The following is a 26,091-nucleotide window of genomic DNA, read 5'->3' on the forward strand; positions in this document are numbered from 1 at the left end:
CCGATGAACTTCTCGAAATTCTTCATTACCCGGCCAATCTTCGCCGCGGTGCTGTCGCTGGTGCTGCTGATCGCGGGTTCGATCTCGCTGTTCCAGCTGCCGATCAGCGAATACCCCGAAGTGGTGCCGCCCACGGTGGTGGTGCGCGCCAACTTCCCCGGCGCCAACCCCAAGGTCATCGGCGAAACCGTCGCCGCGCCACTGGAGCAGGCGATTACCGGCGTGGAGAACATGCTGTACATGTCCTCCCAGTCCACTGCTGACGGCAAGCTGACGCTGACCATCACCTTCGCCCTGGGCACCGACCTGGACAACGCCCAGGTGCAGGTGCAGAACCGCGTCACCCGTACCCAGCCCAAGCTGCCAGAGGAAGTGACCCGCATCGGTATCACCGTCGACAAGGCCTCGCCCGACCTGACCATGGTCGTGCACCTGACCTCGCCGGACAACCGCTACGACATGCTCTACCTGTCCAACTACGCCATCCTCAACATCAAGGACGAGCTGGCGCGCCTGGGCGGCGTGGGCGATGTGCAGCTGTTCGGCATGGGCGACTACTCGCTGCGCGTGTGGCTGGACCCGAACAAGACCGCTTCGCGCAACCTCACCGCCAGTGATGTGGTGGCTGCGATCCGCGAACAGAACCGCCAGGTGGCCGCCGGCCAGCTGGGCGCCCCACCCGCCCCGGGTTCGACCAGCTTCCAGCTGTCGATCAACACCCAGGGTCGTCTGGTCAATGAGGAAGAGTTCGAGAACATCATCATCCGCGCCGGTGCCGATGGCGAAATCACCCGCCTGAAGGACATCGCCCGGGTCGAACTCGGCTCCAGCCAGTACGCCCTGCGTTCGCTGCTGAACAACCAGCCGGCGGTGGCCATCCCGATCTTCCAGCGTCCAGGCTCCAACGCCATCGAGATCTCCGACGAAGTGCGGGCGAAGATGGCCGAGCTGAAGAAGGACTTCCCCGAGGGCATGGACTACAGCATCGTCTATGACCCGACCGTGTTCGTCCGTGGTTCCATCGAAGCCGTGGTACACACCCTGTTCGAAGCGCTGGTGCTGGTGGTGCTGGTCGTCATCCTGTTCCTGCAGACCTGGCGTGCCTCGATCATCCCGCTGATGGCCGTGCCGGTATCGCTGATCGGTACCTTTGCCGTGATGCACCTGTTCGGCTTCTCGCTCAACGCGCTGTCATTGTTCGGCCTGGTCCTGGCCATCGGTATCGTGGTGGACGACGCCATCGTCGTGGTGGAAAACGTCGAACGCAACATCGGCCTGGGCCTGAAACCGCTGGAGGCCACGCAAAAGGCCATGGGCGAAGTGACCGGGCCGATCATCGCCACCGCCCTGGTGCTGTGCGCCGTGTTCGTGCCTGCCGCGTTCATTTCCGGCCTGACCGGGCAGTTCTACAAGCAGTTCGCCCTGACCATCGCCATTTCCACAGTGATCTCGGCATTCAACTCGCTGACCCTGTCGCCGGCCCTGGCTGCCGTGCTGCTGAAGGACCACCATGCGCCCAAGGACCGTTTCTCGCGGTTCCTGGAAAAACTGCTGGGCAGCTGGCTGTTCGCCCCGTTCAACCGCTTCTTCGACCGCGCTTCCAACCGCTACGTCGGCGGCGTGCGTCGGGTCATCCGCTCCAGCGGCATCGCCCTGTTCGTGTATGCCGGCCTGATGGGCCTGACCTACCTGGGCTTCTCGTCCACCCCGACCGGTTTCGTACCGGCCCAGGACAAGCAGTACCTGGTAGCGTTCGCCCAGCTGCCTGACGCGGCTAGCCTCGACCGCACCGAAGCAGTGATCAAGCGCATGAGCGAAATCGCCCTGAAGCAGCCTGGCGTGGCCGACTCGGTAGCCTTCCCGGGCCTGTCGATCAACGGTTTCACCAACAGCCCGAACAGCGGCATCGTGTTCACCCCGCTCAAGCCGTTCGACGAGCGCAAGGACCCGAGCCAGTCGGCGGCGGCCATCGCTGCTGCACTGAATGCCCAGTTCGCCGACATCCAGGACGCCTACATCGCGATCTTCCCGCCACCGCCGGTACAAGGCCTGGGCACCATCGGCGGCTTCCGCCTGCAGATCGAAGACCGTGGCAACCTGGGCTACGAGGCGCTGTACAAGGAAACCCAGAACATCATCGCCAAGAGCCACAACGTGCCGGAACTGGCGGGCCTGTTTACCAGCTACCAGGTCAACGTGCCGCAGGTCGATGCCGCCATCGACCGGGAAAAGGCCAAGACCCACGGCGTGGCGATCACCGACATCTTCGACACCCTGCAGGTCTACCTGGGCTCGCTGTACACCAACGACTTCAACCGCTTTGGCCGTACCTACCAGGTCAACGTCCAGGCCGAGCAGCAGTTCCGCCTCGATGCCGAGCAGATCGGCCAGCTGAAGGTGCGCAACAACCTCGGCGAGATGATCCCGCTGGCGACCTTCCTCAAGGTCAGCGACACCTCCGGGCCTGACCGGGTGATGCACTACAACGGTTTCATCACCGCCGAGATCAACGGCGCCGCGGCACCGGGCTACAGCTCCGGCCAGGCCGAAGCTGCAATCGAGAAGCTGCTGAAAGAGGAACTGCCCAACGGCATGACCTTCGAGTGGACCGACCTGACCTACCAGCAGATCCTCTCGGGCAACACTGCGCTGTTCGTGTTCCCGCTGTGCGTACTGCTGGCCTTCCTGGTGCTTGCCGCCCAGTACGAAAGCTGGAGTCTGCCGCTGGCGGTGATTCTGATCGTGCCGATGACGCTGCTGTCGGCCATCACCGGGGTGATCGTGTCGGGTGGTGACAACAACATCTTCACCCAGATCGGCCTGATCGTACTGGTGGGCCTGGCGTGCAAGAACGCGATCCTGATCGTCGAGTTCGCCAAGGACGAACAGGCCAAGGGGCTCGACCCGCTGGCAGCGGTACTGGAAGCCTGCCGCCTGCGCCTGCGGCCGATCCTGATGACCTCGATCGCCTTCATCATGGGTGTGGTTCCACTGGTGTTCAGCTCCGGTGCAGGTTCTGAAATGCGCCATGCCATGGGTGTGGCGGTGTTCTCGGGGATGATCGGCGTGACCGTGTTCGGCTTGTTCCTGACCCCGGTGTTCTTCTTCCTGATTCGCCGTTTCGTCGAGCGTCGCCAGGCCCGCAAGGCCGAACGCGCCCACTCGCTGGAGAGCCATGCATGAACCTGCTCAAACCCTTGACCCCGAGCCTGCTGGCGCTGGCCCTGGCGGCCTGCGCGGTAGGCCCGGACTACCAGGCGCCGGCCACCGAGCCTGCGCAGCTGGCCAGCGATGTACAGGCCAAGGCCTACGACCGTAGCCGTTTCGAAAGCCTGTGGTGGAAGCAGTTCGACGACCCAGTACTGAACCAGCTGGTGCAGGCTTCGCTGGACGGCAACCGTGACCTGCGCGTGGCCTTCGCCCGCCTGAAGTCGGCCCGTTCGATCCGTGAAGACGCCGAGAACGACCAGTTCCCGGTGGTCACCAGCCGCGCCAGCAGCGACCTCGGCAAGGGCCAGGTCCCCGGCCAGACCACGCAACGGGTGAACAGCGAACGCTATGACCTGGGCCTGGACATGGCCTGGGAGCTTGACCTGTTCGGCCGCATCCAGCGCCAGATCGAAGCCAGCGAAGCCCAGGAAGCGGTAGCCGCGGCCGACCTGCAGCAGTTGCAGGTCAGCCTGATCGCCGAGCTGGTCGATGCCTACGGCCAGCTGCGCGGCGCGCAGTTGCGCGAGAAGATCGCCTTGGCCAACCTCAAGACCCAGCAGGAATCGCGGGCCATCACCGAAACCCTGCGCGATGCCGGGGTGGGCAACGACCTTGACGTGGTACGGGCCGACGCGCGCCTGGCCGGGGTCGAAGCCACCGTGCCGCAACTGCAGGCGGAACAGGCGCGGGCCCGGCATCGCATCGCCACCCTGCTCGGCCAGCGCCCCGAGGCGCTCAGCGTCGACCTGTCGCCCAAGGCCCTGCCGGCCATCGCCAAGGCGCTACCGGTGGGTGACCCGGGTGAACTGCTGCGCCGCCGCCCGGACATCCGCAGCGCCGAACGCCAGCTGGCGGCTGCCACCGCCAACGTCGGCGTGGCCACGGCCGACCTGTTCCCCCGCGTCAGCCTCAGCGGCTTCCTCGGCTTTACCGCTGCCCGTGGCTCGCAGATCGGCTCCTCGGCAGCCAATGCCTGGGCGCTGGGCCCGAGCATCACCTGGGCGGCCTTCGACCTGGGCAGCGTGCGCGCCCGCCTGCGCGGTGCCAAGGCCGATGCCGAAGGGGCACTGGCCAACTATGAACAGCAGGTGTTGCTGGCCCTGGAAGAATCGGCCAACGCCTTCAGCGACTACGACAAGACCCAGCAGCGGCTGCTGTCGCTGATGCGCCAGAGCGACGCCAGCCGCAAGGCGGCGGAACTGGCCTCGATTCGTTATCGCGAGGGTACGGTGGACTACCTGGTGCTGCTCGATGCCGAGCGTGAGCGGCTGAGCGCCGAAGATGCTCAAGCCCAGGGCGAGGTCGAGCTGTACCGCGGCATCGTCTCCATCTACAAGGCCCTGGGCGGCGGCTGGCAACCGGAGACTGTAGCCAGCGCGCGCTGATACACCCGTTTCAACGACTCCTTTGGTTGGCTCCTCCCCCAACCGTTTGCCCCGCTGGCCTTGGTCCGCGGGGCTTTTTTATGCTGATTGAGGGTGTGTGCAGGGTGCATGCCTCTGAATCTTCAGCGCCTATGAGACCGAGCGCCGCCCGCGCGGCGCATCGCCGGCAAGCCAGCTCCCACAGGTACTCCACCGCTTTTGAGACCTGTGGTTCACCTGTGGAAGCTTGCTTGTGCATGCCTTGAAGTTGGTGCGGACCATGTAGGAGCTGGCTTGCTGGCGATCGAGGGCAAAGCCCTCGCCTAGCTTCTAGAGCTGTAAGACATTTCCGAACCAGAAACCAAATGCTTCAGTTCGAACGCCCTGTCGAATTATCCTACAGCACCTGTCGGAAGGTGCTGTCTTGGCTGGGAAGCACACCAGGTTTAATGTCCTCGGCTCGCCTTTTCAGGTGATTTGCCTCACTTCTGTTGCCCATTCCTTTCTGTTTTAGTCGGTGTCGATAATGGACATTTACAGGCTTGATGTTATATCGGTATCGATATAATTTGTGTGCAGGCTCCTGGAATCTGTGCATTGCCATGTACGCCAGAAAGGTGCAGCGGCATGACCAAATACACGGGTGAGGCATGAGGCGCAAGCGCAGCTGGCGATTGGAGCGATGGCGAAGGGATATGCGGCATGTGGGACGGTCAGAAGCCTATTGAATGGGTAGGCGGCAGCAAGGATGATGTGCGCAGGTTTCCACCAGTGGCGAGGCAGCGGGCTGGGTATCAGCTGGACTTGATCCAGTCCGGTGAAGAACCTACCGACTGGAAGTCGATGGAGAATGTGGGGCGGGGTGTGCGGGAGATCCGCATCAAGTGTAAAGACGGTGCTTTTCGCGTGTTCTATGTTGTGAACCGCCCGGAAGCTGTCTATGTCCTGCATGCATTCCGCAAGACAACTGAAAAGACGGATAAGCGCGATATTGATGTGGCGAAAGCCCGTTTCAAGTCGCTGGACTGAGAGGTGATCAACAATGGCGAATGAACGCTCGGCATCTGTATGGGACGCGTTGGCTGATACGCCAGAAGAGGCCGACAACCTTCGGCTGCGCTCGCAGTTGATGCGGATTTTGGTCAAGACGGTGCGTGCCTGGGATCTACCTCAGAAGGATGCGGCGCGTCGGCTACATGTCACTCAACCGCGCTTGAGTGAGCTGTTGAATGGGAAGATTGACAAGTTTTCCCTGGATGCCATGGTAAATCTGCTGGCCAATGCCGATCTGGAAGTGGATTTCACGGTGAAGGAAAAGCTCGCCTGAATCGGTGGCTGGACCATGAGGGCCAGGCCTTGCCGTTTTCAACTCGCACCGAACTGAGGCGTCGTAAGACATTTCCGAACCTGAAACCAAGCGCTACCTTCGATATCGTGTCGTACAAACAAGGGGTCGCGCGCGCCAGGCACAGAAGAGACTGGCCCGAAACAGATGTGGGAGCTGGCTTGCCGGCGATGCGCCGCGCGGGCGGCGCTCGGTCTCACAGGCGCAGAAAATGTCGAGACAGGCACCTGGTTGCATTTACCCCCCGGCTAGCCCAAGCTCTGCCCTTCCCGCCGCCACGGATCGTCCGATGCCCAGACGCAACCGCTACCTGATCGCCCTGTTGCTGTTGATCCTGGTATCGGCCCTGTTCGGCTACCTGTGGCGCGACACTCCGCCAGCCCCGCCAACCCTGCCCGCGCACAGCTACGCCAAGGCCCTGCGCCAGGCTCATGAGGGCCAACCTGGCGCTGCACGGGTGCTGTACCAACAATTGCAGCGCACCGACCTGCCACCCATCCGCCGAGCGGCCTTGTATGCCGAACTGCCCAACTACCCTTCGCCCCAGGCATTGAAACTCGCCCGCCAGGACCTGGAACATGCCGACCCGCTGGTGCGCCGTGCAGCCATTGCCGGCATCCGCCGCCTGCTGCCGGCGGCGCAGCGCAGCCTGGTACTCGGCCCGCTGCTGGATGACGACGAGCAAAGCGTACGCTTTGCCGCGGTAGATGCCCTGCTCGGCCTTGCCCCGGATGACATCGGCCTGTATTTCGGCCCGCTGCAGGTCGCCCTGGAGCAATACCAGCAGGCCCTGGAGCAACAACCCGAAGACGCAGACGCCCAGGTCCACCTGGCGCGCCTGTACCTGCACGAAAACGACTACACCCTGGCCGCCACAGCCCTGCAGCGGGCCCTGACGGTAGCGCCAGGCAACCTCGACGCACTGGCGACCCAGGTACGCCTGCTGGAACGCCAGGGCCATCACGACGCCTCGCGTCAGGTACTGGGCAAAGCCCTGGCGCTGAGCCCCGACTCGGCCTTTCTGCAGTACGAACTGGGGCTCTGGCTGAACCGTCACGAGCAGCGCGAATACGCCTTGCTGGCCTTGTCCCGCGCCGTCGAACTGGACCCGGACAACGCCGACTACCGCTATACACTGGCGGTCACCCTGCATGAACTGGAACAACTCGACGCCGCGCAAAAGCAACTGGAAACCGTGCTCAGCCGCCAGCCGGCCAATCGCCGGGCACGGGTGTTGCTGATCCAGTACTGGAAGGAAACCGGCCAGTTGCAGAACGTGCAGGTACTGCTGGCCGAACTGGAGCGGCAGAACCCGGACGACCCCGTGCTGCAACAGGGTCTGTAGGCAACGTCCGAAAATTTGTTGAACCCTGGGGCTGTGCCCAAGGTCCAGTGGATATCAGACCACCCTGCAGGAGAGTCGTTTTGGCCAGTTCGTTGGCGCTGGACGAACGTGCATTGATCCTGGCGCCCCCGCCAATAGCCGCGGATACTGCTCGCCTGCTCGCTTCTGCGGGCATCGACAGCCTGTGCGCGGTCGACCTGGCCAACCTGCAAGCCTGCCTGGCCGAAGGCGCGGGCCTGGCGATCATTGCCGAGCAAGTGTTCAAACAGGGCCCAAGCGCGTTGCTGCAGGCATTCATCGACCAGCAACCGTGCTGGTCGGACCTGCCCATCGTGCTGCTCGGTCAAGGGAGCCAAGCGGCCAAGGGCTCGACCAACCACCCGGTAGGCAACCTGTTCCTGCTGGTCGCACCGTTCGAAAACGCCCAGCTGCTGCACACGACCCAGTCCGCCCTGCGCAACCGGCGCCGGCAGTACCTGGCGCGCGACCAGCTGCAGGACCTGCAGCAACGCCTTGACGCCCAGGCCGCGCCTCCCGGCGAAGACCAGCAGCGCAGCGAGTTCGCCCGCCACCAGACGCGCAAGATGGAGGCCATCGGCCAACTGGCCGGGGGGGTCGCTCATGACTTCAACAACCTGCTCACCAGCATTGGCGGCAGCTTCGAGCTGATCGACCGGCGCTTGCGCCAGGGCCGCAGCGACGGCCTGGACAACGTGCTGCGCATGGGCCGCGAGGCGGTGTCGCGCGCCGCCCGCCTGACCCACCGCCTGCTGGCTTTCTCTTCCCGGCAATCGCTGCACAGCCAGCAGGTCGACCTGCACGACCTGCTCCAGGCCAAGCGTTTGAAGGCTTGCCTGAGCCCGGCCGTGAACCTGCACGTGCAAATCGCCAAGGGCCTGTGGTCGGTCGAAGCCGATGACCAGCAGTTGCAGGAAGCCCTCGACAACGTGCTGCTCAATGCCTGCGAAGCCATGCCCAGTGGCGGCCAGCTGCGCATCGAGGCAAGTAACCAGCACATCGGCGCCGGGCAATTCCCCGGCGGTGCCCTGTGCGCCGGCGACTATGTACGCCTGCGAATCGTCGATGACGGCCAGGGCATGGCGCAAAGCACGCTGGAGCATGCCTTCGAGCCGTTCTTCAGCACCAAGGCGATCGGCCAGGGCATCGGCCTGGGCCTGTCGATGGTGTACGGCTTCAGCAAGCAATCCCACGGCCATGTCACCCTGCACAGCCAGATCGGCCAAGGCACCCGGGTGGACCTGTACCTGCCGCGCCATGTCGACCAGGACCAGGCACCGGTCAACCCCGTGCAGCCCGTGCGAGGCTACCAGGGCAATCACGTGCTGGTGGTCGAGGACGACCCGCATGTACGCCAATTGCTATGCCAGGCCCTGCGCGAGGATGGCTTTGCCTGCCACAGTGCCGCCGACGCCAACGAAGGCCTGAAGGTACTGCGGTCGACACAACCGGTGGATCTGCTGGTCAGCGATGTCGGCTTGCCCGGCATGAATGGCCGCCAGCTGGCCGAGATTGCACGCAACTTGCGGCCACGCTTGCCAGTACTGTTCATCACCGGCTATGCGGAAACGGCCATGGCCCGCGAGGGTTTCCTGGAGGCGGGCATGCACCTGATCTGCAAGCCCTTCGAGCTGAAGCAGCTGCAGGCCCAGGTGACCCAGATACTGGGTAAGCCCTGAACCGCTTCACTCCTCCAGCATGCGTAGCGCCTCATCCACCAGGTCCGCCAGCGCGAACGGCTTGTTCATCAATGCCGTGCCCGGCTGCTCGAGCAACTGCGCTTCGATCGGCTGACCCGCATAGCCGGTGATGAACAGGATCTTCTGCAACGGCAGCTGCATGCGCATGGCCTTGGCCACCTGGCGGCCACTGAAACCACCCGGCAAGCCGATGTCGGTGATTACCAGGTCGAACGGGCCGTCATGGCGGAAGCGCTCCAGCGCACTATTGGCGTCGCCCACATCAATGACCTCGAAACCACGCTCGGTCAGGTACTCGCGCATCACCGCACGCAAACCGAGCTCGTCATCGACCAGCAACAGGCGCTGCCCCCCGGCCAGGCGCTGCGAGCGCTGCACCAGCGCGGGCGCCTCGGGTAGCGGGTCATGGCACCTTGGGAAAAGCATGCAGACCTTGGTGCCCTGGTTCGGCTCCGACTCGATCCAGGCGTAGCCCCCCGACTGGCCGACAAACCCATACACCATCGACAAGCCAAGCCCTGAGCCACGCCCGACCGGCTTGGTGGTGAAGAACGGTTCAAAGGCCCTGGCAATGTCCACCGCCGGCATGCCGCGGCCATCATCCTCCACATGCAAGGCAACGTAGTCGCCTGGCGGCAGGCCGCCCTCATCCGGGAAACACGTCGTCAGCCGCTGGTTGACACTGCGCAGCGTGACATTGCCGCGATCCAGGCACGCTTCGCGGGCGTTGGTGCAAAGATTGATCAAGGCATTTTCAAGCTGGGAAACATCAAGGTTCACCGCCCACGGCGTGACATCCAGCTGCCAGTGCAAACGCATCTCGGCGCCCAGCGTGCTGCGCAGCAGTGGTTCGCTCAAGCGCAATTGCCGGTTGAAATCCAGCGGCCTGGGCGCCAAAGGTTGATGACGGGAAAACGCCAGCAATCGATGGGTCAGCTCCATGGCACGCTGCACCGAATCACGCGCCACCTCGACATAGGTCTCCACGCGCTCCAGCCGTCCTTCCTGCAGGCGCCGTTGTAGCAACTCCAGGCTGCCGCCGATGCCGGACAGCAAGTTGTTCAGTTCATGGCCCATGCCCCCGGCCAACTGGCCAACCACTTCCAGGCGTTCGTTGTTGCGCATCAGGGCTTCGGATTGACGCGCGGCCTCTTCATGCTCCTCGGTGATGTCCCGGCCAACGGCAGTCAGCAGGCTGCCATCGAACCGCGCACTCCAGCGAAAACAGTGGTAATGGCCATCGCAGTGACGCAGGCGCGTCTCTATCTGCTCGGCATTGCGGTATTGCAGGCACCCGGAAACCGCCACCTCAACCTCGGCGCGATCGGCCGGATGTACCAGGTCCAATACCGGAACACCCTGTACCTGCTCCTCGGCCCAGCCCAGAATGCGGTACCAGGCGGGGTTGGCGGCATGCACCTTCAGTTCGGGCGTAACCGTCATCATCGCATCACGCGACAACTGCCAGAACTGCTCGCGCTCCACGAGGTGGCGCTCGACCTGCTGCTCGAAGCTTTGCGCCTGCTCGCGCCAGTGGCGGTGCGCCTCGACGCTGGCCGTGGTCTCGATCACCGCGTGCAGAAAACCTGCCACGTTGCCCAGTTCATCGCGCAACGGTGTGTAGCCGAACGCATACCACAACGGCTCCCCGCCTTCGCCGCAGCCAACACGCAGTGGTGGGTCCTCGACAAAACTCGAGTGCCCTTCGAGCGCCTTGAACACCCACGGCCCCATCGCCGGCCATACATCGCTCCACAGCGCATCGAAGGCCATGCCCAATGCATCCGGGGCAACCGGTCGCAACGCCCGGTAGCCAGCATTGTGGACAACGTTGAGGTCTGGCCCCCAGACCACGGCACACGGGAACGGTGACAAGTGCATCATGTCGACGGCAATGCGCAACGAGGCCGGCCAGCGCGGCAGCGGCCCGAGCGATGTGCGCCCCCAGTCGAACTGTGCAATCCGTTCGCCCATGGGGTCGATCGGTGCCAGTACAGGCGCCTGCAGAATGACCGTCGACGCAGGCTCGCGCGGCGTACCATTTTCGACCACTATCGTGACTCCAGCATGGTTCAGGAAAAGTTCGGGCGCCCCGTGAATGTGGTTCACGGTAGCACAACACACGCCACGCAATATGGCGTACTTGCACCTGAGAGCTATGCTCATTAGGTTTTCCCTCGGGCCAGGGAGCAACGGCCCATTCAGGTTGCCGACGGGAGCGTGGTCATGAGCAAGAAAATGCTGGTGGTGCTGACCAATACAGCCAAGTATCCGACCCTCAAACGGGCGACCGGGTTGTGGCTGGGGGAAGCCGTGCACTTTGTCGAAAAAGTCGAGAAAGCCGGTTATACGGTCGATTATGTCAGCCCGCTGGGCGGCTACGTACCCGTCGACCCGCATAGCCTGCAAATGGCCCCCGAGCTGGACTGGCAGTGGTATGACGACAAGCGCTTCATGGCCCGCCTGGGCAACACTTTGAGCCCTGGCCAGGTGAAGGCCGATGAGTACCGCGTCATCTATTACACCGGCGGGCACGGGGTGATGTATGACTTTCCCGACAACCAGCCGTTGCAAGACCTGGCACGCCGGGTCTACGAGAACAAGGGCATAGTCGCAGCGGTCTGCCATGGTGTTGTCGGGCTGCTGAACATCAAGCTCAGCGACAACAGCCTGTTGCTCAAGGACCGTCAGGTGACCGGCTTCTCCAATACCGAGGAGAAACTGGTCGAACTGGACAAAGTGGTCCCATTCCTGACCGAAAACGAGCTGGGCGCGCGCGGTGGCAACTACAGCAAGCATGATGACCCGTGGCAACCGTTCGTCGTGACCGATGATCGTCTGATCACCGGGCAGAACCCCGCCTCCACAGCCCAGCTGGCCGAAAAAGTGCTCGCCAAGCTGAAGTAAAGCCGACAACGAGGTTCCGCTTTTCTGTGAGGTTGCAACACTTTTGGCCTACAGCCGGGGGCGTCATCAAGCACATAGGATCAGCGCTGGCCTGTTCAACCCGAACAGCAAGGTTCAACGGAGCGGCGGTCCTATGGCAGCAATACCGAGTGTCGGCATCAACTGGCGGAAACTACTGCTGATATTGTCCATCGGCGCAATACCGGTGCTATCCGGGTTACTGATGATGGACTATCAGTTGCAAAGAAAACTTGAAGAGAATGCCAAGGTTTCTGTTCAGGAGGCGATTTTCAGCATCGACCAGGCACTGGGCCGCATGGAAGGCGATCTGGACCTGATCCTGCCATTGGCAGGCAAGCCCTGTGACGAAGCGCTCGGTACGCTGGAGCAGAGAGTCGCCAACAGCCCGCACCTTCGCTCATTGATACTCACCCGCGACCAACAAGCCTATTGTGCGACGGACATGGACCCTTTGGCGTATAACTCGGCATTTGCCCTGTCCGGACGGCAGACGGAGCTGGCATTCGACGCGCCATCGTCGCCTAACGCGGCGATCATCAAGATCCAGAGACCGCACAGCGACCCCGGGATAATCGCAACCGCATACGGTCGGCAGTTGCGTGACGAACTGCGTGCTTTCCAGGACGGGCTGACATTGCTTCTGGAGTTCAACGACCTGTATATCTGGAGCGAGGGAGACAGCCGCGACGCACGACGCCCCTCCCAGGCCGAATTCACCGAGCGAACGGTGTCCCAGAAATATGGCTACATGGTGATCGGCGGCTACCCAAAAGGGTACGCCGCCCAGGAGTTTCGCCTATCCCTTCACCAGGTGCTGCCCTCGCTGGTACTGGTCGGGGTCGCCAGCATGTTCATCATGTACCTGGGCCTGACCATTTCGGGCAAGAAGAAGGGTTGATACCGCCGCCATCGAATCGTGACGGCGGTACTCTCGGGATCAGTCGGTGCTCAACACACCACGGCGTACCTGGTCGCGCTCGATCGATTCGAACAGGGCCTTGAAGTTGCCCTCGCCAAAGCCGTCGTCACCCTTGCGCTGGATGAACTCGAAGAACACCGGGCCGAGCAGGGTCTCGGAGAAGATCTGCAGCAGCAGGCGCTTGTCGTCAGGCTGGGAGGCGCCATCGAGGAGGATGCCGCGTGCTTTCAGCTGATCTACCGGCTCGCCGTGACCTGGCAGGCGCTCTTCGAGCATCTCGTAGTAGGTTTGCGGCGGTGCAGTCATGAAACGCATGCCGAAGCCCTTGAGGGCGTCCCAGGTCTTGAGCAGGTCATCGGTCAGGAAGGCGACGTGCTGGATGCCTTCGCCGTTGAACTGCATCAGGAACTCTTCGATCTGCCCGGAGCCCTTGGACGATTCTTCGTTCAGCGGGATACGGATCATGCCATCCGGTGCGGTCATGGCACGCGAAGTCAGGCCGGTGTACTCACCCTTGATGTCGAAGTAGCGGATTTCGCGGAAGTTGAACAGCTTCTCGTAGAAGCCGGCCCAGTACGACATGCGCCCGCGATAAACGTTGTGGGTGAGGTGGTCGATGATCTTCAGGCCGGCACCCACCGGGTTGCGATCCACACCCTCGATGAACTTGAAGTCGATATCGTAGATCGAGCTGCCTTCCTCGAAACGGTCGATCAGGTACAGCGGCGCACCGCCGATGCCCTTGATCGCCGGCAGGCGCAGCTCCATCGGCCCGGTTTCGATTTCCACCGGCTGGGCGCCCAGTTCGAGGGCGCGGGCATAGGCCTCGTGGGCGTTGCGCACGCGGAACGCCATGCCGCATACCGACGGGCCGTGTTCGGCGGCGAAGTACGAGGCGATGCTCTTGGGTTCGTTGTTCAGGATCAGGTTGATGTCACCCTGGCGATACAGGTGCACATCCTTGGAACGGTGGGTAGCCACCTTGGTGAAGCCCAGCATCTGGAATACCGGCTCGAGTACGCCAGGGGTCGGCGAAGCCAGTTCGATGAATTCGAAGCCCATCAGGCCCATTGGATTGTCGAAGATATCAGCCATGTTCGTGTCCTCATCTGCAGCGAAAAATTATTGATTGCGTGGGATGTGGCACGGAAACGGCGGTGAGCACGGGATACCCCGCACGCTGCGGGCGAGGAAGTCACCTATTATCAGCTTGAACCCATGGTATGTCATATGGACCCATTCTCGGCGGGCTTGATCCTTCGGTATCGAAGGACCTTATTGTTGTATTCGTAAATCGATTCTACATTGCGTAAAATGGTTTGTCGCGCTTTAGTTGCTCACGGCTTCCGACAAGCGGCTATCCTCTCGTAATCCTTCCTACAGATCAGGTCAGCATGCCCCTTACCGTCAAACGCCGCGCCGGCTTCGGCTGGCGCACCCTGTTGCCCTGGGTCGTCGGCGTGCTGCCGGTGGCGTGCGGCCTGGCCGTGATGAACTGGCAGATCGAGCGCGAAATGCAGGCCAGCAGCCAGGCCACCGCCCGCCAGGTGGTGGAACACGTCGAGCGCATTCTCGACAACCTGTCCAGCGCTGCCAATGCCCTGCTGCCACTTGTCGACAGCCCGTGCGACGAGGCCCAGCTCATGCTGCGCGCCCAGGTCACGCGCAAAGCCTTCGTGCGCTCGACCAACCTGTTCCGGCACAACACCCTCTATTGCACGTCGCTGTTCGGCGCATTCGACGAGCCGGTCAACCCCGGCGACTACATCGACGGCAAGCTGTGGCTGATGGATGGCAACTCGGTCACCCCAGGCCACCCGCTGCTGGTGTATCGGGCCAGCGATGGCGACCGCGGCGCGATCAGTACGGTGGATGGCGAACACCTGCTGACGGCGCTGCGCCTGATCGGCCCCGATGAAGAGCTGCAGATCCGCGTGGGCGATGCCTGGCTGGGCAAGGATGGCATCGTGCACAAGGGCGTGCCCCCTGCCGCGGCCAGCGCGAATGTGCAGCTGGGCTCGACCCGTTACCCGTTCAGCGTGCATGGCGGCTACGGCGCCGACAAGCAGGGCCAGCTGTGGCGCAGCCACTACCCCGCCCTGTTCGGCTTGCTGCTGGTACTGGGCGCGGTGGCCGCCCTGGTGTGCCGCTGGCAGGTTCGCCGCGCCACCTCGCCCCGTGCCGAACTGCGTCGGGCCCTGGAGGCCGACGAGTTCCTGCCGTACTTCCAGCCGGTGGTGCGCAAAGGCGACTACCGCTGGGCCGGCGCCGAAGTGCTGATGCGCTGGAACCACCCGCGCGAAGGCCTGGTACGCCCCGACCTGTTCATCCCCTACGCCGAACACAGCGGGCAGATCGTCGCCATGACCCGTGCGCTGATGATGCACACCGCGCAGAACCTGGCACCCTATGCCGGGCTGCTGGAGGACGGTTTCCATATCGGCATCAACATCACTGCCGACCACTGCCGCGACTTCAGCCTGCTGGACGACTGCCGCACCTTCCTCCAGCACTTCCCGCCAGGCCGGGTGGTGCTGACCCTGGAGCTTACCGAGCGCAAGCTGATCGAGGCCACGCCGGTGGCTCTGGAACTGTTCGAAAAGCTCGACGCCATGGGTGTGAAGATTGCCCTGGACGACTTCGGCACCGGCCAGTCGAGCCTCAACTACCTGCGCCAGTTCAAGGTCGACTACCTGAAGATCGACCAGAGCTTCGTCGCCATGATCGGTGCCGACGCGCTGTCGGTACACATCCTCGAGACCATCATCGAGCTGTCGGCCAAGCTGGGCCTGGGCATCGTTGCCGAGGGCGTGGAAACCGAAGCCCAGCGCGACTACCTGGCCCGTCACGAGGTGGACTTCCAGCAGGGCTACCTGTTCGCCAGGCCAATGCCGGCTGCCCAATTCCTCGAGGCGCTGGCGGCACGCCCGGCTGCGTCGCGGTTGCCGCAAGCCGCGCCCCCTGAGATCATGCGCGGCTGATCCACCCGCTCAATTCCCTATTCGAGGCATTCGTGTCAAAAGGCATTCTTTCGTCGGTCATGGCGTCCTGTCTGTTCGCCGTGATGTACTTCTATACCTCTCTGCTCACGCCGCTCGATGGCGAAGAGATCTTTGGCTGGCGCACCCTGTTGACGCTGCCCTGCCTGACCCTGTTCATGCTTGTCTCGAAAGACTGGAAACGGGTGTGTGAACTGCTTGCCCGGGTAAAACGCACGCCGCTGCTGTTACTGGGCATGGTCGCCACATCGTGGCTGATGGGCGTGCAGCTGTGGCTGTTCCTCTGGGCACCCCTGCACGGGCGCAGCCTGGAAGTGTCGATGGGCTACTTTCTGCTGCCGCTGGCCATGGTCCTGACCGGGCGGCTGGTGTATGGCGAGCGCCTGTCACGCCTGCAGAAGGTGGCCGTGGCCTGCGCCGCGCTGGGCGTGGGCCACGAGCTGTACCAGCATGGCAGTTTTGCCTGGGAAACCCTGGTGGTGACGATCGGCTACCCGATCTACTTCGTGTTGCGCAAGCGCTGCCGCACCGAACACCTGGGCGGCCTGTGGTGCGACATGTGCCTGCTGTTGCCCTGGGCGTTGTACTTCGTGATCCAGGGCCCGCTGTCCCCTGCCGATCTGCAGGCACACCCCGGGCTGTATGCGTTGATCCCGATCCTGGGGGCGATCAGCGCCTCGGCCCTGATCGCCTACGTGCTGGCCAGCCGCCTGCTTCCATTCAGCCTGTTCGGCCTGCTCAGCTACGTCGAACCGGTGCTGCTGGTGGGTGTGGCGCTGCTGCTGGGCGAAACCATCGGCCCGGATCAGTGGCTGACCTACCTGCCGATCTGGGCCGCGGTGCTGGTGCTGGTGATCGAGGGCTTCAAGCACCTGCTGCGTCAACGTCGCCGCTCGGTGTAAGCCGAACCTGGCGCACCCGCCGCTCCTCGACCGCCTCCACGGTCAGCGTCCAGCCATTCCAGGCCAGGCGGTCACCCACCATGGGCAGGCGGTCGAGCAGGCTCATCACCAGGCCCGCGAGGGTCTGGTAGTCCTCGGTGGCGCGGGCGCTGAAGCCGGTACGCGCCTGCACCTGGCTCAGGTTCAACGCACCGCTGACCACAAAGCCTTCACCTTCCTGGACGATGCCCGGGCCTTCGACCTCGCTGGCATCCGGCAGCTCGCCGGCAATCGACTCGAGGATATCGGTCATGGTCAGCAGGCCGGTGAAGTCGCCGAACTCGTTGACGACGAAGGCGATGTGCGTCGACTGGCCTCGCATCTGCTCCAGGGCGTTGAGGATGCTGAAGCTTTCCAGCAGGTTCAGCGGTACCCGGGCCATGCCTTCCAGATCGGGCTGGCTACCCGACAGCAGTTCCTTGAGCAGCTCCTTCTTGTGCACGAAGCCCAGCGGCTCGTCCACGCGGCCATCGCGGATCAATGGCAGGCGCGAGTACGGCGAATTGGCCAGGGCCTGGGCAATGGCGTCGGCCGGCTGCGCCAGGTCGATCACATCGACCTCGGCGCGGGCGGTCATCACCGTGCGGATCGGCCGCTCGGCCAGGTTCAGCACGCCACTGATCATCACCCGTTCACGGCGGTCGAACAGCACCTGCTCCTCACCGCCTTCGACCAGGTCGGCGATTTCCTCGCCCACCTCGTCCGCCTCGACCCGGCGGCCACCCAGCAGGCGCAGCACGGCATGCGCGGTGCGCTCACGCAGCGGCCGGTGCTGCTGCAGGCTGCGCTTGCGGCGGGCACGGGCCAGCTGGTTGAACAGCTCGATCAGGATCGAGAAGCCGATGGCCGCGTACAAGTAGCCTTTCGGGATATGGAAGCCCAGGCCTTCGGCGGTAAGGCTGAAGCCGATCATCATCAGGAAGCCCAGGCACAGCATGATCACCGTGGGGTGGGCGTTGACGAAGCGGGTCAGCGGCTTGCTGGCAACGATCATGATGCCGATCGAGAAGATCACCGCGATCATCATCACCGACAAATGCTCGACCATGCCCACCGCGGTAATCACCGCGTCCAGCGAGAACACCGCATCGAGCACCACGATCTGCGCAACGATCGGCCAGAACGCAGCGTGGCGCACCGCGCCACTGGCCTGGGTCACATGGCCTTCCAGGCGCTCGTGCAGTTCCATGGTGGCCTTGAACAGCAGGAACACGCCACCGAACAGCATGATCAGGTCACGGCCGGAGAAGCTCTTGTCGAACACCTCGAACAATGGCGCGGTCAGCGTGACCATCCACGAGATACTGGCCAACAGGCCCAGACGCATGATCAGCGCCAGGCTCAGGCCAATGACCCGCGCGCGGTCGCGCTGATGCGGCGGCAGCTTGTCGGCGAGGATGGCGATGAACACCAGGTTGTCGATACCCAGCACCAGCTCGAGGACGATAAGCGTCAACAGGCCCAGCCAGGCCGTGGGGTCGGCTAGCCATTCCATTAGCGGGTACTCACGAGGGCAGCGTCACGAGGACGGGAGAAGGAAGGCCTTGAAGGCCGGGGACTGGGGGGCTCCGCGAAGGTGCTCATATGGACCTGGATAGCAAATTGGGAAAACGATCCTACAAGTACAGCAGCTCTCCGTAATAGCGCAAAACTATTACAAAACCTGTAACAACCTTGTAGGAGCGGCCTTGTGTCGCGATCGGGCCGCACAGCGGCCCCAGCTAATGATGCAGCGCTGCTGAAACCCGGGGGCCGCTGTGCGGCCCGATCGCGACACAAGGCCGCTCCTACACAAAAATGCGCTGGCCGGGCGTGAGGTACTTTTCTTCAATACCGCAGGCTATCGATGCCCGAGCATGGAGGCCACCCTCAACCAAACGGATCCCCTTCATGAGCCTGTCCCTGTCCATGGCCGCTTTCGCACTGGCGGCCTCGATCTCTCCCGGCCCGGTCAACATCGTTGCGCTGGGCAGCGGTGCCCGTCATGGCCTGCGTGCCAGCCTGGCGCATGTGGCTGGCGCCACGCTGGGCTTCTGCCTGTTGCTGGTGCTGGTCGGCCTGGGCCTGCATCAGTTGTTGCTGCGCTGGCCTTTGCTGGGCCTGCTGCTGCACTGGGGCGGCGTGGCGTTCCTGCTGTACATGGCATGGAAGCTGGCCAGCGACGATGGGCAGCTGGGCAATGCCCATCCCGCTCAGGCCCCCTCGGCCTGGCACGGCGCGGCGATGCAATGGCTCAACCCCAAGGCATGGCTGGCAGCGGTGGCCGGGGTGGGTGCCTACACCGGCGGCGAGCAGCAGTTGCTGTGGCTGTTTGCCTGGATCTACGGGCCGATCTGTTTCATTTCGGTGGCCAGCTGGGCGTGGGCCGGGAGCGTGGTTCGCCAATACCTGGGCAACCCACGGCACATGCGCCTGCTGAATCGAGGCTTGGCGGTGCTGCTAGTGGGCAGCGCGGTTTATCTGGTCATTCAAGGCTAGCTGCACCGGCTGTGGGAGCAGCTGTCTTGCTCAAATTCCAAAAGGTGGCGCGATCCCCTGTGGGAGCGGCCTTGTGTCGCGAAAGGGCTGCAAAGCAGCCCCAGCAATTTCAACTGTCACGCATCAATCCTGGGGCCGCGTTGCGGCCCTTTCGCGACACAAGGCCGCTCCCACAGGTACAGCGACAACCTCGAGAGCAACGCTGTACCTGTAGGAGCTGGCTTGCCGGCGATAGGGCCATCACAGCCAAAATGGCAATTCAGCCGAATGCATTGCGGTAATGCCCCGGCGTCGCCGCCAGGTGCTGCTTGAAGGCCCGCTGCAGGTGCGCCTGGTCGGCAAACCCGGCCTCCTGCGCAACTTCGGCGATTGCCCGGCCCTGGCGCAGTTGCGCCCTGGCCAGCTGGACGCGCTGGTCGAGCAGGTAGCCATGCGGCGTCAGGCCGAAGCGTTGGCGGAACGCGCGAATCAGGTAGGAACGCGACAGGCCGCAGGCCGCGCAGATGTCGTCCAGGCTCAGCGGGTCGCCACGATGGGCGCGTATGAACGCTGCCGCCGCGTCCAGTCGCGGGTTGCCCTCGTCGTTCACGCTGGCATTACCGCCAAGCAAACCCGGCAGTGCGCCAAACAGTGCCGCCAGGCGGCCTTCGCGGTCCGGCACACTGGCGTCGAACAGGTCGGCAAAGGCCTGCAACAGGCACCGGTACAATACCGGCGAGCTACTCCACGCCTGGGCCGGCAAGGCAAACCCCAGCGCCTGCAACCAGGGCATGTCGACGAACAACATCAGGTAGGACCATGGCTCCCCGGCGATGGGGTTGCAGGCGTGCACCACGCCTGGGTTCATCAATACCGTGGCACCAGCCGCTACCTCGATGCACTGGTCACCGTACAGGTAGGTGCTGCGCCCACCCGTGATCACCCCGATGGAAAAGCTCTCGTGGGAATGCGCGGCGTAGCACACCTGGCGCCCGTCCCCTACCCTCCGGGCTTCGACAAAGGGCAACGCCGGGTCGCGCCAGAACCGTGATACTTCGATCATCCCTCACCCCGCTCGCCGCTGCCATGCGCCTGGATACTACACGCTTGTCACGGAATCAGCAGGCAACCGCAGGCCATATATCCAACCGCGTTATCCCATTACCACTTGGCTATCGATAAATACCGTTTGATGCCCCCTCTTTGCATGAAAGGAGCATCGACATGCCAGCCATCAACCCTCATCAACCCTTGCTCGAGGCGCAGCTGCCGCACTGGGCGCGCCAGGTAACGCCCAATCAATGGGCCGCGTTGAAGCGAACCCAGATCGTCCCGTGGAGGGCGCAGGACTGGTTCGCCAATGCTGCCCCCGACCTGCGTGACACAGTGCATGCCAGCCAGGCGCGCCTGATGCAGGCGCAAGCAGCCTTGGCCGGCTCGCTCAAAGGCCTGAAACAGATCACTGAATTCGCCGAGCCATTGCTGCAACGGCGTCTTGCCGAACAAGGCTTTCACGCGCCGCTGCGCAATAGCCAACTGCTGCGGGTCGAGCGCAACTGGCACTGGGCCGCCCTGCGCTATCTTTACCGCCATCGTCGCGACAACCTGCTACAGGCCGCCCTGCAGAACTTCGCCAGCGACGAAGTGTTCACCGCTGAAAGTGCCATTGCCCTGGGCGACAACATTCAGGTGACGCCGATTCTGGTGCAAGGCTCCGCCCCCTTCGGCATGCAATCACCCGTCGCGCACTTTCCATTGCAGTCGGAGCACTATCAGGTGGAACGGCTGCCATTTGAGCCGGCCGCTTTCGCCACACAGTGCCGTGACCTAGACCTGGGTGAGGCTTACCAGGCCCACCTGGAACAACACCTTGCCCAGCCCGCTACCCGAGCCTTGGCCATCAGGGTTCAGAAAGACCGCCTGCGCCTGGCGGCCGACCTTGCCTATCTGCGGCACCTGCTTGACGGCAGCACGCGCGATCAGGTCGAACAGCTGTTGCAGGGTGGTGCCGTGAGGTGCTGGCAACTGGCGCTGTTCGGCACGCCCCTGCACGAGGTCATGCTGATCGATGCCGGCAGTGCGGGGCTGGCGCTGTACCTGCCCGGCCATGACCCGGCCCTGCGTCAATGCAGCAACCTGGACGCGGTACACGACACGCTGGCGACCTTGCTGCTGGAGCCCGACGCCCGCCAAGCCTTCACGGCGTACATCAGGCAGGACCAACGCACGCACTTTCTCGACCTGTTGCAGCAGAACCTCGACGCCACGGGCAACACGGCCTTTGACCGCCCTTGGCAGCGCGCAGTGCAAGCGGACCTGCGCCCCACACGCGTGGCCATCACGGCCGAGCCTTTCGGCCACTACCAGGACCTGCACCTGGCCCGCCTCAAGCACGAAGCCAGCCTGCTGGCGGTCCCGACAGCAATGGCCGATGCCAACGCGCGAACCAGGCGCCTGGAGGAATGGGAAAGCCTTGGCCTGGATGCACTCGGTATTGCCGCGTTCTTCGTTCCGGGTGCAGGCACCCTGATGCTGGCCGTCACTGCCTGCCAACTGCTCGGCGAGGCCTTCGAGGGCTACCAGGCCTGGCATGAAGGCGACCGTCACCTGGCACTACGCCACCTGGAGGCGGTTGGCCTGAACCTGGCCCTGATCGGAGGGTTCGTGGCAGCGGGCAAGGTCGTGCCCAAGCTGTTCAACAGCCCGTTGATGGAAAGCCTGCAGCAAGTACGCGGCAACGACGGGCGCTACCGACTCTGGAATGAAGACCTCGCCCCCTACCGCAGTGCCGTGACACTGCCCGAAACCCTGCAGCCCAATGCACTTGGCCAGTACCTGTATCAGGGACGGTATTTCATCCGCATGGACGGCCAGCTCTTCGAACAACGCTTCGATCACGACCTGCAGCAATGGCGGGTCATTCACCCCGACACGCCCGACGCCTGGCAGCCACCGCTGACGCACAATGCCCAAGGTGCCTGGCGCGGCCAGCATGAACAGCCCGGCCAGTGGCCATTCGCGAAGCTGGCGCGCCGCCTCGGCCCTGCATATGCCGCTTTCACGCCAGAACAGCTGACGCAAGCCGGCCGCCTCTGCGGCATCGACGCCGCGCAGTTGCGCCGGGTGCACCTGGAAGGCCGAGCAACGCCCCCGCTGTTGCTCGATGCCCTGCAACGCATGGCGGCACAGGCCGAGGTAGAGGCGTTGGCCGACAGGGCCCCACCGGGCCTGTTCGAGCACCTCTACAACGGCAGCGCGCCCACCACCCCGTCAACGCAGAAACTGCTCGCTGCCTATCCGCGGCTTTCCCCTGCCCTGGCCACGCGTGTGCTGACACCACTGGGCGAGGCTGAATTGCTCGCCTGGCAACAGCAGGGTCAGCTACCCATTCAGGTTCGCCAGGCACTGGAACAGGTGCACAGCGAGCTGCCCCTGGTACGCGCCCTGGAGGGCGTGCTTCAGCCAGCCCGGGCCAGCAGCGACAGCGAACGCCTGCTGTTCAGCGCCCTGGATGCCATGCCCGACTGGCCTGCGGACCTGCGCCTGGAGCTGCATGGCGCAAGCCCCCAAGGCCCTTTGCTGGAGCATGTCGGCAGCGACCAGGCCAGCACCCTGCGCCGTGTGATCAAAACGGCCGAAGGCTATGAGGTCGACCGGGGCGAGCACCCTGCACCTGGACCGCTTGATCCGGACCTCTGCCGTGCCATAGAGCAGGCACTGCCACGCTCGCATCGCGATACGCTGGGTATCCCGACGGCCGATGGCAGCTCGCTACGCCAGCGCGTACGGGGTTGGGTCGACCTGCACAGACAGACACTGGCCCAACGCCTCTGGGGTCATCGCGCGCTGCTGCGCAAGCCCATGGGCAGCTTGCGCGGCGGTCGGCCGCTTGACCCCGAACCGCCTCAGCCGCGCCTGGCAGGCTCGCTGGCCGGGGCCTATCGGCGCTTGTTCCCCGACGCCACCGACTGGGAATTCGAAAACTGGCTCGGCAACGACGAGGACAACCCGTACGTCGATGACATTCGCTCACCCACACAGCGGCTGCACGACCTGCAGCAGCGTCTGGATACTTTGCGCCGCGACCTGCATGAATGGGCCCGGCCCGATCCGCAGCGCCCGCACCAGCGGCACCTGGCCATCCGCCCCATCCTCAACGCCTGGCGGCGGCTGTCGACCGTAGCGCTTGAAGGGGGTGGCAGCCTGCACAGCCTGGACCTGTCCGGCCTGGAGCTGGACAACCAGGACTTGGCCAGCCTGGCCTTGCCAGACGACTTCACCCATGTGCAGCACCTGTCACTCAGCTACAACCGTTCGCTCAGCCAGTTGCCAACCGGGTTCTACGAGCGCTTCCCCAACCTCAATCGCCTGCTGCTGGCGGACTGCCGGTTCGACACCGTGCCCCGCCTGGGTAACCCTGAGCGCCTCGCCTGGCTGGATCTGGAAGGCAACCGCATTACCTGGAGTAGCCAGGCCCAGCAGGCACTGAACCGCTGCTCCGGGCTTGTAGTACTGGACCTTTCGGGCAACCCACTGCTGCAGGCCCCGGACCTGCGCGGCCTGGCCTACCTGAGGACGCTGTTCCTGAACGACTGTGCGCTCAGCGAATTGCCGCAAGGCCTGGACCAGATGATCGAGCCCATCATCGTGGATATTGCCGACAACCAGTTGCTGCGGCTGCCAGACGGTTTCACCGTGCCAAGGCCGGTCGCAGAGGCGCTGCGCCTGGAAAGCGAATGGCTGGGCGCCCCCGTGGTTGCACAGATCGAGGCTTACAACGCTGCGCATCAGGTGGACCTGATGGTATGCGCAAGCGACTATCAGGAATTCTTCGAACAGACCGGCCCGGCAGAACTGGCCCTGTGGCAGCGTTTGCCGCTGCAGTATCGGCGCGACCTCAGGCCCTTGCTTGAACTTGAACCGTTCCTGTCCCACCCAAGGCAAGCCCGTGCAGAGTTCTGGCGGCGCCTGGCCCTGATCGAGGCAGACCCCGCCCTGCGTCAGCAATGGTTGACGCACCCACCGTACGACCTGTTCAACCTCCCGCTTTGACCGCCCCCGGGTGCCTGCCTGCACAACAGGCAGGCATTTGCCGCCATGTTAAGCCAGACTGGTGTTTTTCCGGTGGCCGGTGCATGCTCCTAGCTGAAGCGATTCACCCCGGCTTGAAACCCGCCCAGCAATGTGAGGTGCAGTACCCATGGACCGTCTGCTCGATTCACTCTTCCCCAGCGCCGAGAACATCCCGGAAACCTGGCGCCTGGAAGCCCCCCTGGAACAACGCGACTATCTGGTGAACGGCGAGCTCAGGCGCTGGGACGGCCCCCTGGCCACGGTGCGCAGCCCGGTCTGGCTCAAGGAAGGCAACGATGAGCGTCAGGTAGTGCTGGGCAGCGCCCCGCTGCTCGATGCCGACACCGCGCTCACCGCCCTCGATGCCGCCGTGCAGGCCTACGACAAAGGCCGTGGCGCCTGGCCGAACATGCGCGTGGCCGAGCGCATCCAGCATGTCGAGACCTTCCTGGCGCGCATGCGTGAACAGCGCCAGGCCGTGGTCAAGCTGCTGATGTGGGAGATCGGCAAGAACCTCAAGGATTCGGAAAAGGAATTCGACCGCACCTGCGACTACATCGTCGACACCATCAACGCCCTCAAGGACCTCGACCGCCGTTCCAGCCGCTTCGAGCTGGAACAGGGCACGCTGGGCCAGATCCGCCGTGCACCACTGGGCGTGGCCTTGTGCATGGGGCCATACAACTACCCGCTGAACGAAACCTTCACCACGCTGATCCCGGCGCTGATCATGGGCAACACCGTGGTGTTCAAGCCGGCCAAGTTCGGCGTGCTGCTGATTCGGCCATTGCTCGAAGCCTTCCGTGACAGCTTCCCGCCGGGGGTGATCAACGTCATCTACGGCCGTGGCCGGGAAACGGTGAGCGCGCTGATGGCCAGCGGCAAGGTCGATGTGTTCGCCTTCATCGGCACGCACAAGGCCGCCAGCGACCTGAAGAAGCTGCACCCGCGCCCGCACCGGCTGCGCGCCGCGCTTGGGCTGGATGCCAAGAACCCGGGCATCGTGCTGCCCCAGGTGGACCTCGACAACGCCGTCGAAGAGGCCGTCACCGGTGCGCTGTCATTCAATGGCCAACGTTGCACGGCGCTGAAGATCCTGTTCGTCCACGAGGACGTGGTCGATGCCTTCCTCGACAAGTTCCAGCGCAAGCTGGCCGCGCTCAAGCCCGGCATGCCTTGGGAGCCAGGCGTTGCCCTGACGCCGCTGCCCGAGCCCGGCAAGGTCGACTACCTCGACGGCCTGGTCGCCGACGCCACTGCCAAGGGCGCACGCGTGCTCAACGAAGGTGGTGGGCACAGCCGTGGCTCGTTCTTCTACCCGGCCGTGCTGTACCCGGTGAAGAGCGACATGCGCGTGTACCACGAGGAGCAGTTCGGCCCGCTGGTGCCGGTAGTGCCCTACCGCGACCTGCAGACGGTGATCGACTATGTACTGGACTCCGACTACGGCCAGCAACTGAGCCTGTTCGGCAATGACCCGGCGACCATCGGCAGCCTGGTCGACATCTTCGCCAACCAGGTCGGGCGCATCAACATCAACGCGCAATGCCAGCGCGGCCCCGACACCTACCCGTTCAACGGCCGCAAGAACAGCGCCGAAGGCACCCTGTCGGTACATGACGCCCTGCGTGTGTTCTCGATCCGCACCTTGGTCGCAACGCGCTTCCAGGAGGCCAACAAGGAACTGATCAGCGAGATCATTCGCAACCGGCAGTCGAGTTTCCTGACCACCGACTACATCTTCTGACCGCCGCGTTTATAGAGAATCGGTCTATCACCCCTGTCGATTTTC

The 26,091-nt window shown here is 63.7% G+C and carries 17 protein-coding genes; 13 read left to right on the top strand and 4 right to left on the bottom strand.

Annotated elements, in window-relative coordinates; genetic code table 11:
• The first annotated feature begins 3 nt into the window (after nucleotides 1–3).
• The 6 genes from CAG46_RS11415 to CAG46_RS11440 all read left to right on the top strand — a co-directional run bounded on the left by CAG46_RS11415 (nucleotide 4) and on the right by CAG46_RS11440 (nucleotide 8,961).
• Nucleotides 4–3,183: an efflux RND transporter permease subunit gene (locus tag CAG46_RS11415; RefSeq protein WP_025339324.1), complete on the top strand. Its 3,180-nt coding sequence runs from the start codon at nucleotides 4–6 to the stop codon at nucleotides 3,181–3,183.
• Complete coding sequence (locus CAG46_RS11420) at nucleotides 3,180–4,595, top strand: efflux transporter outer membrane subunit (protein WP_075045355.1); 1,416 nt, start codon at nucleotides 3,180–3,182, stop codon at nucleotides 4,593–4,595. Before CAG46_RS11415 ends, CAG46_RS11420 begins: the two co-directional genes overlap by 4 nt.
• 681 nt (nucleotides 4,596–5,276) lie before the next feature.
• On the top strand, nucleotides 5,277–5,603 hold the full coding sequence (locus CAG46_RS11425; protein ID WP_085615492.1) for a type II toxin-antitoxin system RelE/ParE family toxin: 327 nt from the start codon (nucleotides 5,277–5,279) through the stop codon (nucleotides 5,601–5,603).
• Nucleotides 5,604–5,616: 13 nt separating this feature from the next.
• The gene (locus CAG46_RS11430; RefSeq protein ID WP_085615490.1) at nucleotides 5,617–5,901 is read left to right on the top strand and encodes a helix-turn-helix domain-containing protein; all 285 of its coding nucleotides are present in this window, start codon (nucleotides 5,617–5,619) and stop codon (nucleotides 5,899–5,901) included.
• 307 nt (nucleotides 5,902–6,208) lie between these two features.
• Nucleotides 6,209–7,264: a tetratricopeptide repeat protein gene (locus CAG46_RS11435; protein ID WP_085588518.1), complete on the top strand. Its 1,056-nt coding sequence runs from the start codon at nucleotides 6,209–6,211 to the stop codon at nucleotides 7,262–7,264.
• 80 nt (nucleotides 7,265–7,344) lie between these two features.
• Nucleotides 7,345–8,961, top strand: coding sequence for a response regulator (locus CAG46_RS11440; RefSeq protein WP_085615488.1), 1,617 nt, complete (start codon nucleotides 7,345–7,347; stop codon nucleotides 8,959–8,961).
• Between the two features lie 6 nt (nucleotides 8,962–8,967).
• Here CAG46_RS11440 and CAG46_RS11445 read toward each other — a convergent pair whose 3' ends face one another.
• Nucleotides 8,968–11,034, bottom strand: coding sequence for an ATP-binding protein (locus CAG46_RS11445; RefSeq protein WP_085615486.1), 2,067 nt, complete (start codon nucleotides 11,032–11,034; stop codon nucleotides 8,968–8,970).
• A 174-nt stretch (nucleotides 11,035–11,208) separates the two neighbouring features.
• On the opposite strand from CAG46_RS11445, the gene CAG46_RS11450 reads away from it, so the two are divergent.
• Together CAG46_RS11450 and CAG46_RS11455 are read left to right on the top strand one after the other, a co-directional pair.
• Nucleotides 11,209–11,889, top strand: coding sequence for a type 1 glutamine amidotransferase domain-containing protein (locus tag CAG46_RS11450; RefSeq protein ID WP_085615484.1), 681 nt, complete (start codon nucleotides 11,209–11,211; stop codon nucleotides 11,887–11,889).
• A 133-nt stretch (nucleotides 11,890–12,022) separates the two neighbouring features.
• Nucleotides 12,023–12,808, top strand: coding sequence for a CSS-motif domain-containing protein (locus CAG46_RS11455; RefSeq protein ID WP_256575075.1), 786 nt, complete (start codon nucleotides 12,023–12,025; stop codon nucleotides 12,806–12,808).
• 39 nt (nucleotides 12,809–12,847) lie between these two features.
• Here CAG46_RS11455 and hppD read toward each other — a convergent pair whose 3' ends face one another.
• On the bottom strand, nucleotides 12,848–13,924 hold the full coding sequence (gene hppD, locus CAG46_RS11460) for a 4-hydroxyphenylpyruvate dioxygenase (protein WP_025339331.1): 1,077 nt from the start codon (nucleotides 13,922–13,924) through the stop codon (nucleotides 12,848–12,850).
• A 299-nt stretch (nucleotides 13,925–14,223) separates the two neighbouring features.
• Here hppD and CAG46_RS11465 point away from each other — a divergent pair, with 299 nt between their 5' ends.
• Together CAG46_RS11465 and rarD are read left to right on the top strand one after the other, a co-directional pair.
• Nucleotides 14,224–15,810: an EAL domain-containing protein gene (locus tag CAG46_RS11465; RefSeq protein ID WP_085615482.1), complete on the top strand. Its 1,587-nt coding sequence runs from the start codon at nucleotides 14,224–14,226 to the stop codon at nucleotides 15,808–15,810.
• Between the two features lie 32 nt (nucleotides 15,811–15,842).
• A complete protein-coding gene (gene rarD / locus CAG46_RS11470; protein WP_085615480.1) occupies nucleotides 15,843–16,730 on the top strand; it encodes an EamA family transporter RarD in 888 nt (295 codons plus the stop codon).
• Here rarD and CAG46_RS11475 read toward each other — a convergent pair.
• Nucleotides 16,693–18,264 (bottom strand): TerC family protein, encoded by a 1,572-nt coding sequence (locus tag CAG46_RS11475; RefSeq protein ID WP_085615478.1) that lies wholly within the window; start codon nucleotides 18,262–18,264, stop codon nucleotides 16,693–16,695. The genes rarD and CAG46_RS11475 overlap by 38 nt on opposite strands.
• Before the next feature lie 395 nt (nucleotides 18,265–18,659).
• On the opposite strand from CAG46_RS11475, the gene CAG46_RS11485 reads away from it, so the two are divergent.
• Nucleotides 18,660–19,247, top strand: a complete 588-nt coding sequence (locus CAG46_RS11485) for a LysE family translocator (RefSeq protein ID WP_085615474.1) — start codon at nucleotides 18,660–18,662, stop codon at nucleotides 19,245–19,247.
• A 259-nt stretch (nucleotides 19,248–19,506) separates the two neighbouring features.
• On the opposite strand, the gene CAG46_RS11490 is transcribed toward CAG46_RS11485, so the two are convergent.
• The gene (locus tag CAG46_RS11490) at nucleotides 19,507–20,289 is read right to left on the bottom strand and encodes an AraC family transcriptional regulator (protein WP_085615472.1); all 783 of its coding nucleotides are present in this window, start codon (nucleotides 20,287–20,289) and stop codon (nucleotides 19,507–19,509) included.
• 161 nt (nucleotides 20,290–20,450) lie between these two features.
• Here CAG46_RS11490 and CAG46_RS11495 point away from each other — a divergent pair, with 161 nt between their 5' ends.
• Entirely contained in the window at nucleotides 20,451–24,278 is a 3,828-nt protein-coding gene (locus CAG46_RS11495; protein ID WP_085615470.1) for a leucine-rich repeat domain-containing protein, read from the top strand.
• 148 nt (nucleotides 24,279–24,426) lie between these two features.
• Nucleotides 24,427–26,046, top strand: coding sequence for an NADP-dependent glyceraldehyde-3-phosphate dehydrogenase (locus CAG46_RS11500; protein ID WP_085615468.1), 1,620 nt, complete (start codon nucleotides 24,427–24,429; stop codon nucleotides 26,044–26,046).
• Nucleotides 26,047–26,091 lie beyond the last annotated feature (45 nt).

Origin of the sequence: Pseudomonas sp. B23(2017), assembly GCF_002113725.1 — a bacterium.
GTDB lineage: Bacteria > Pseudomonadota > Gammaproteobacteria > Pseudomonadales > Pseudomonadaceae > Aquipseudomonas > Aquipseudomonas putida_Z.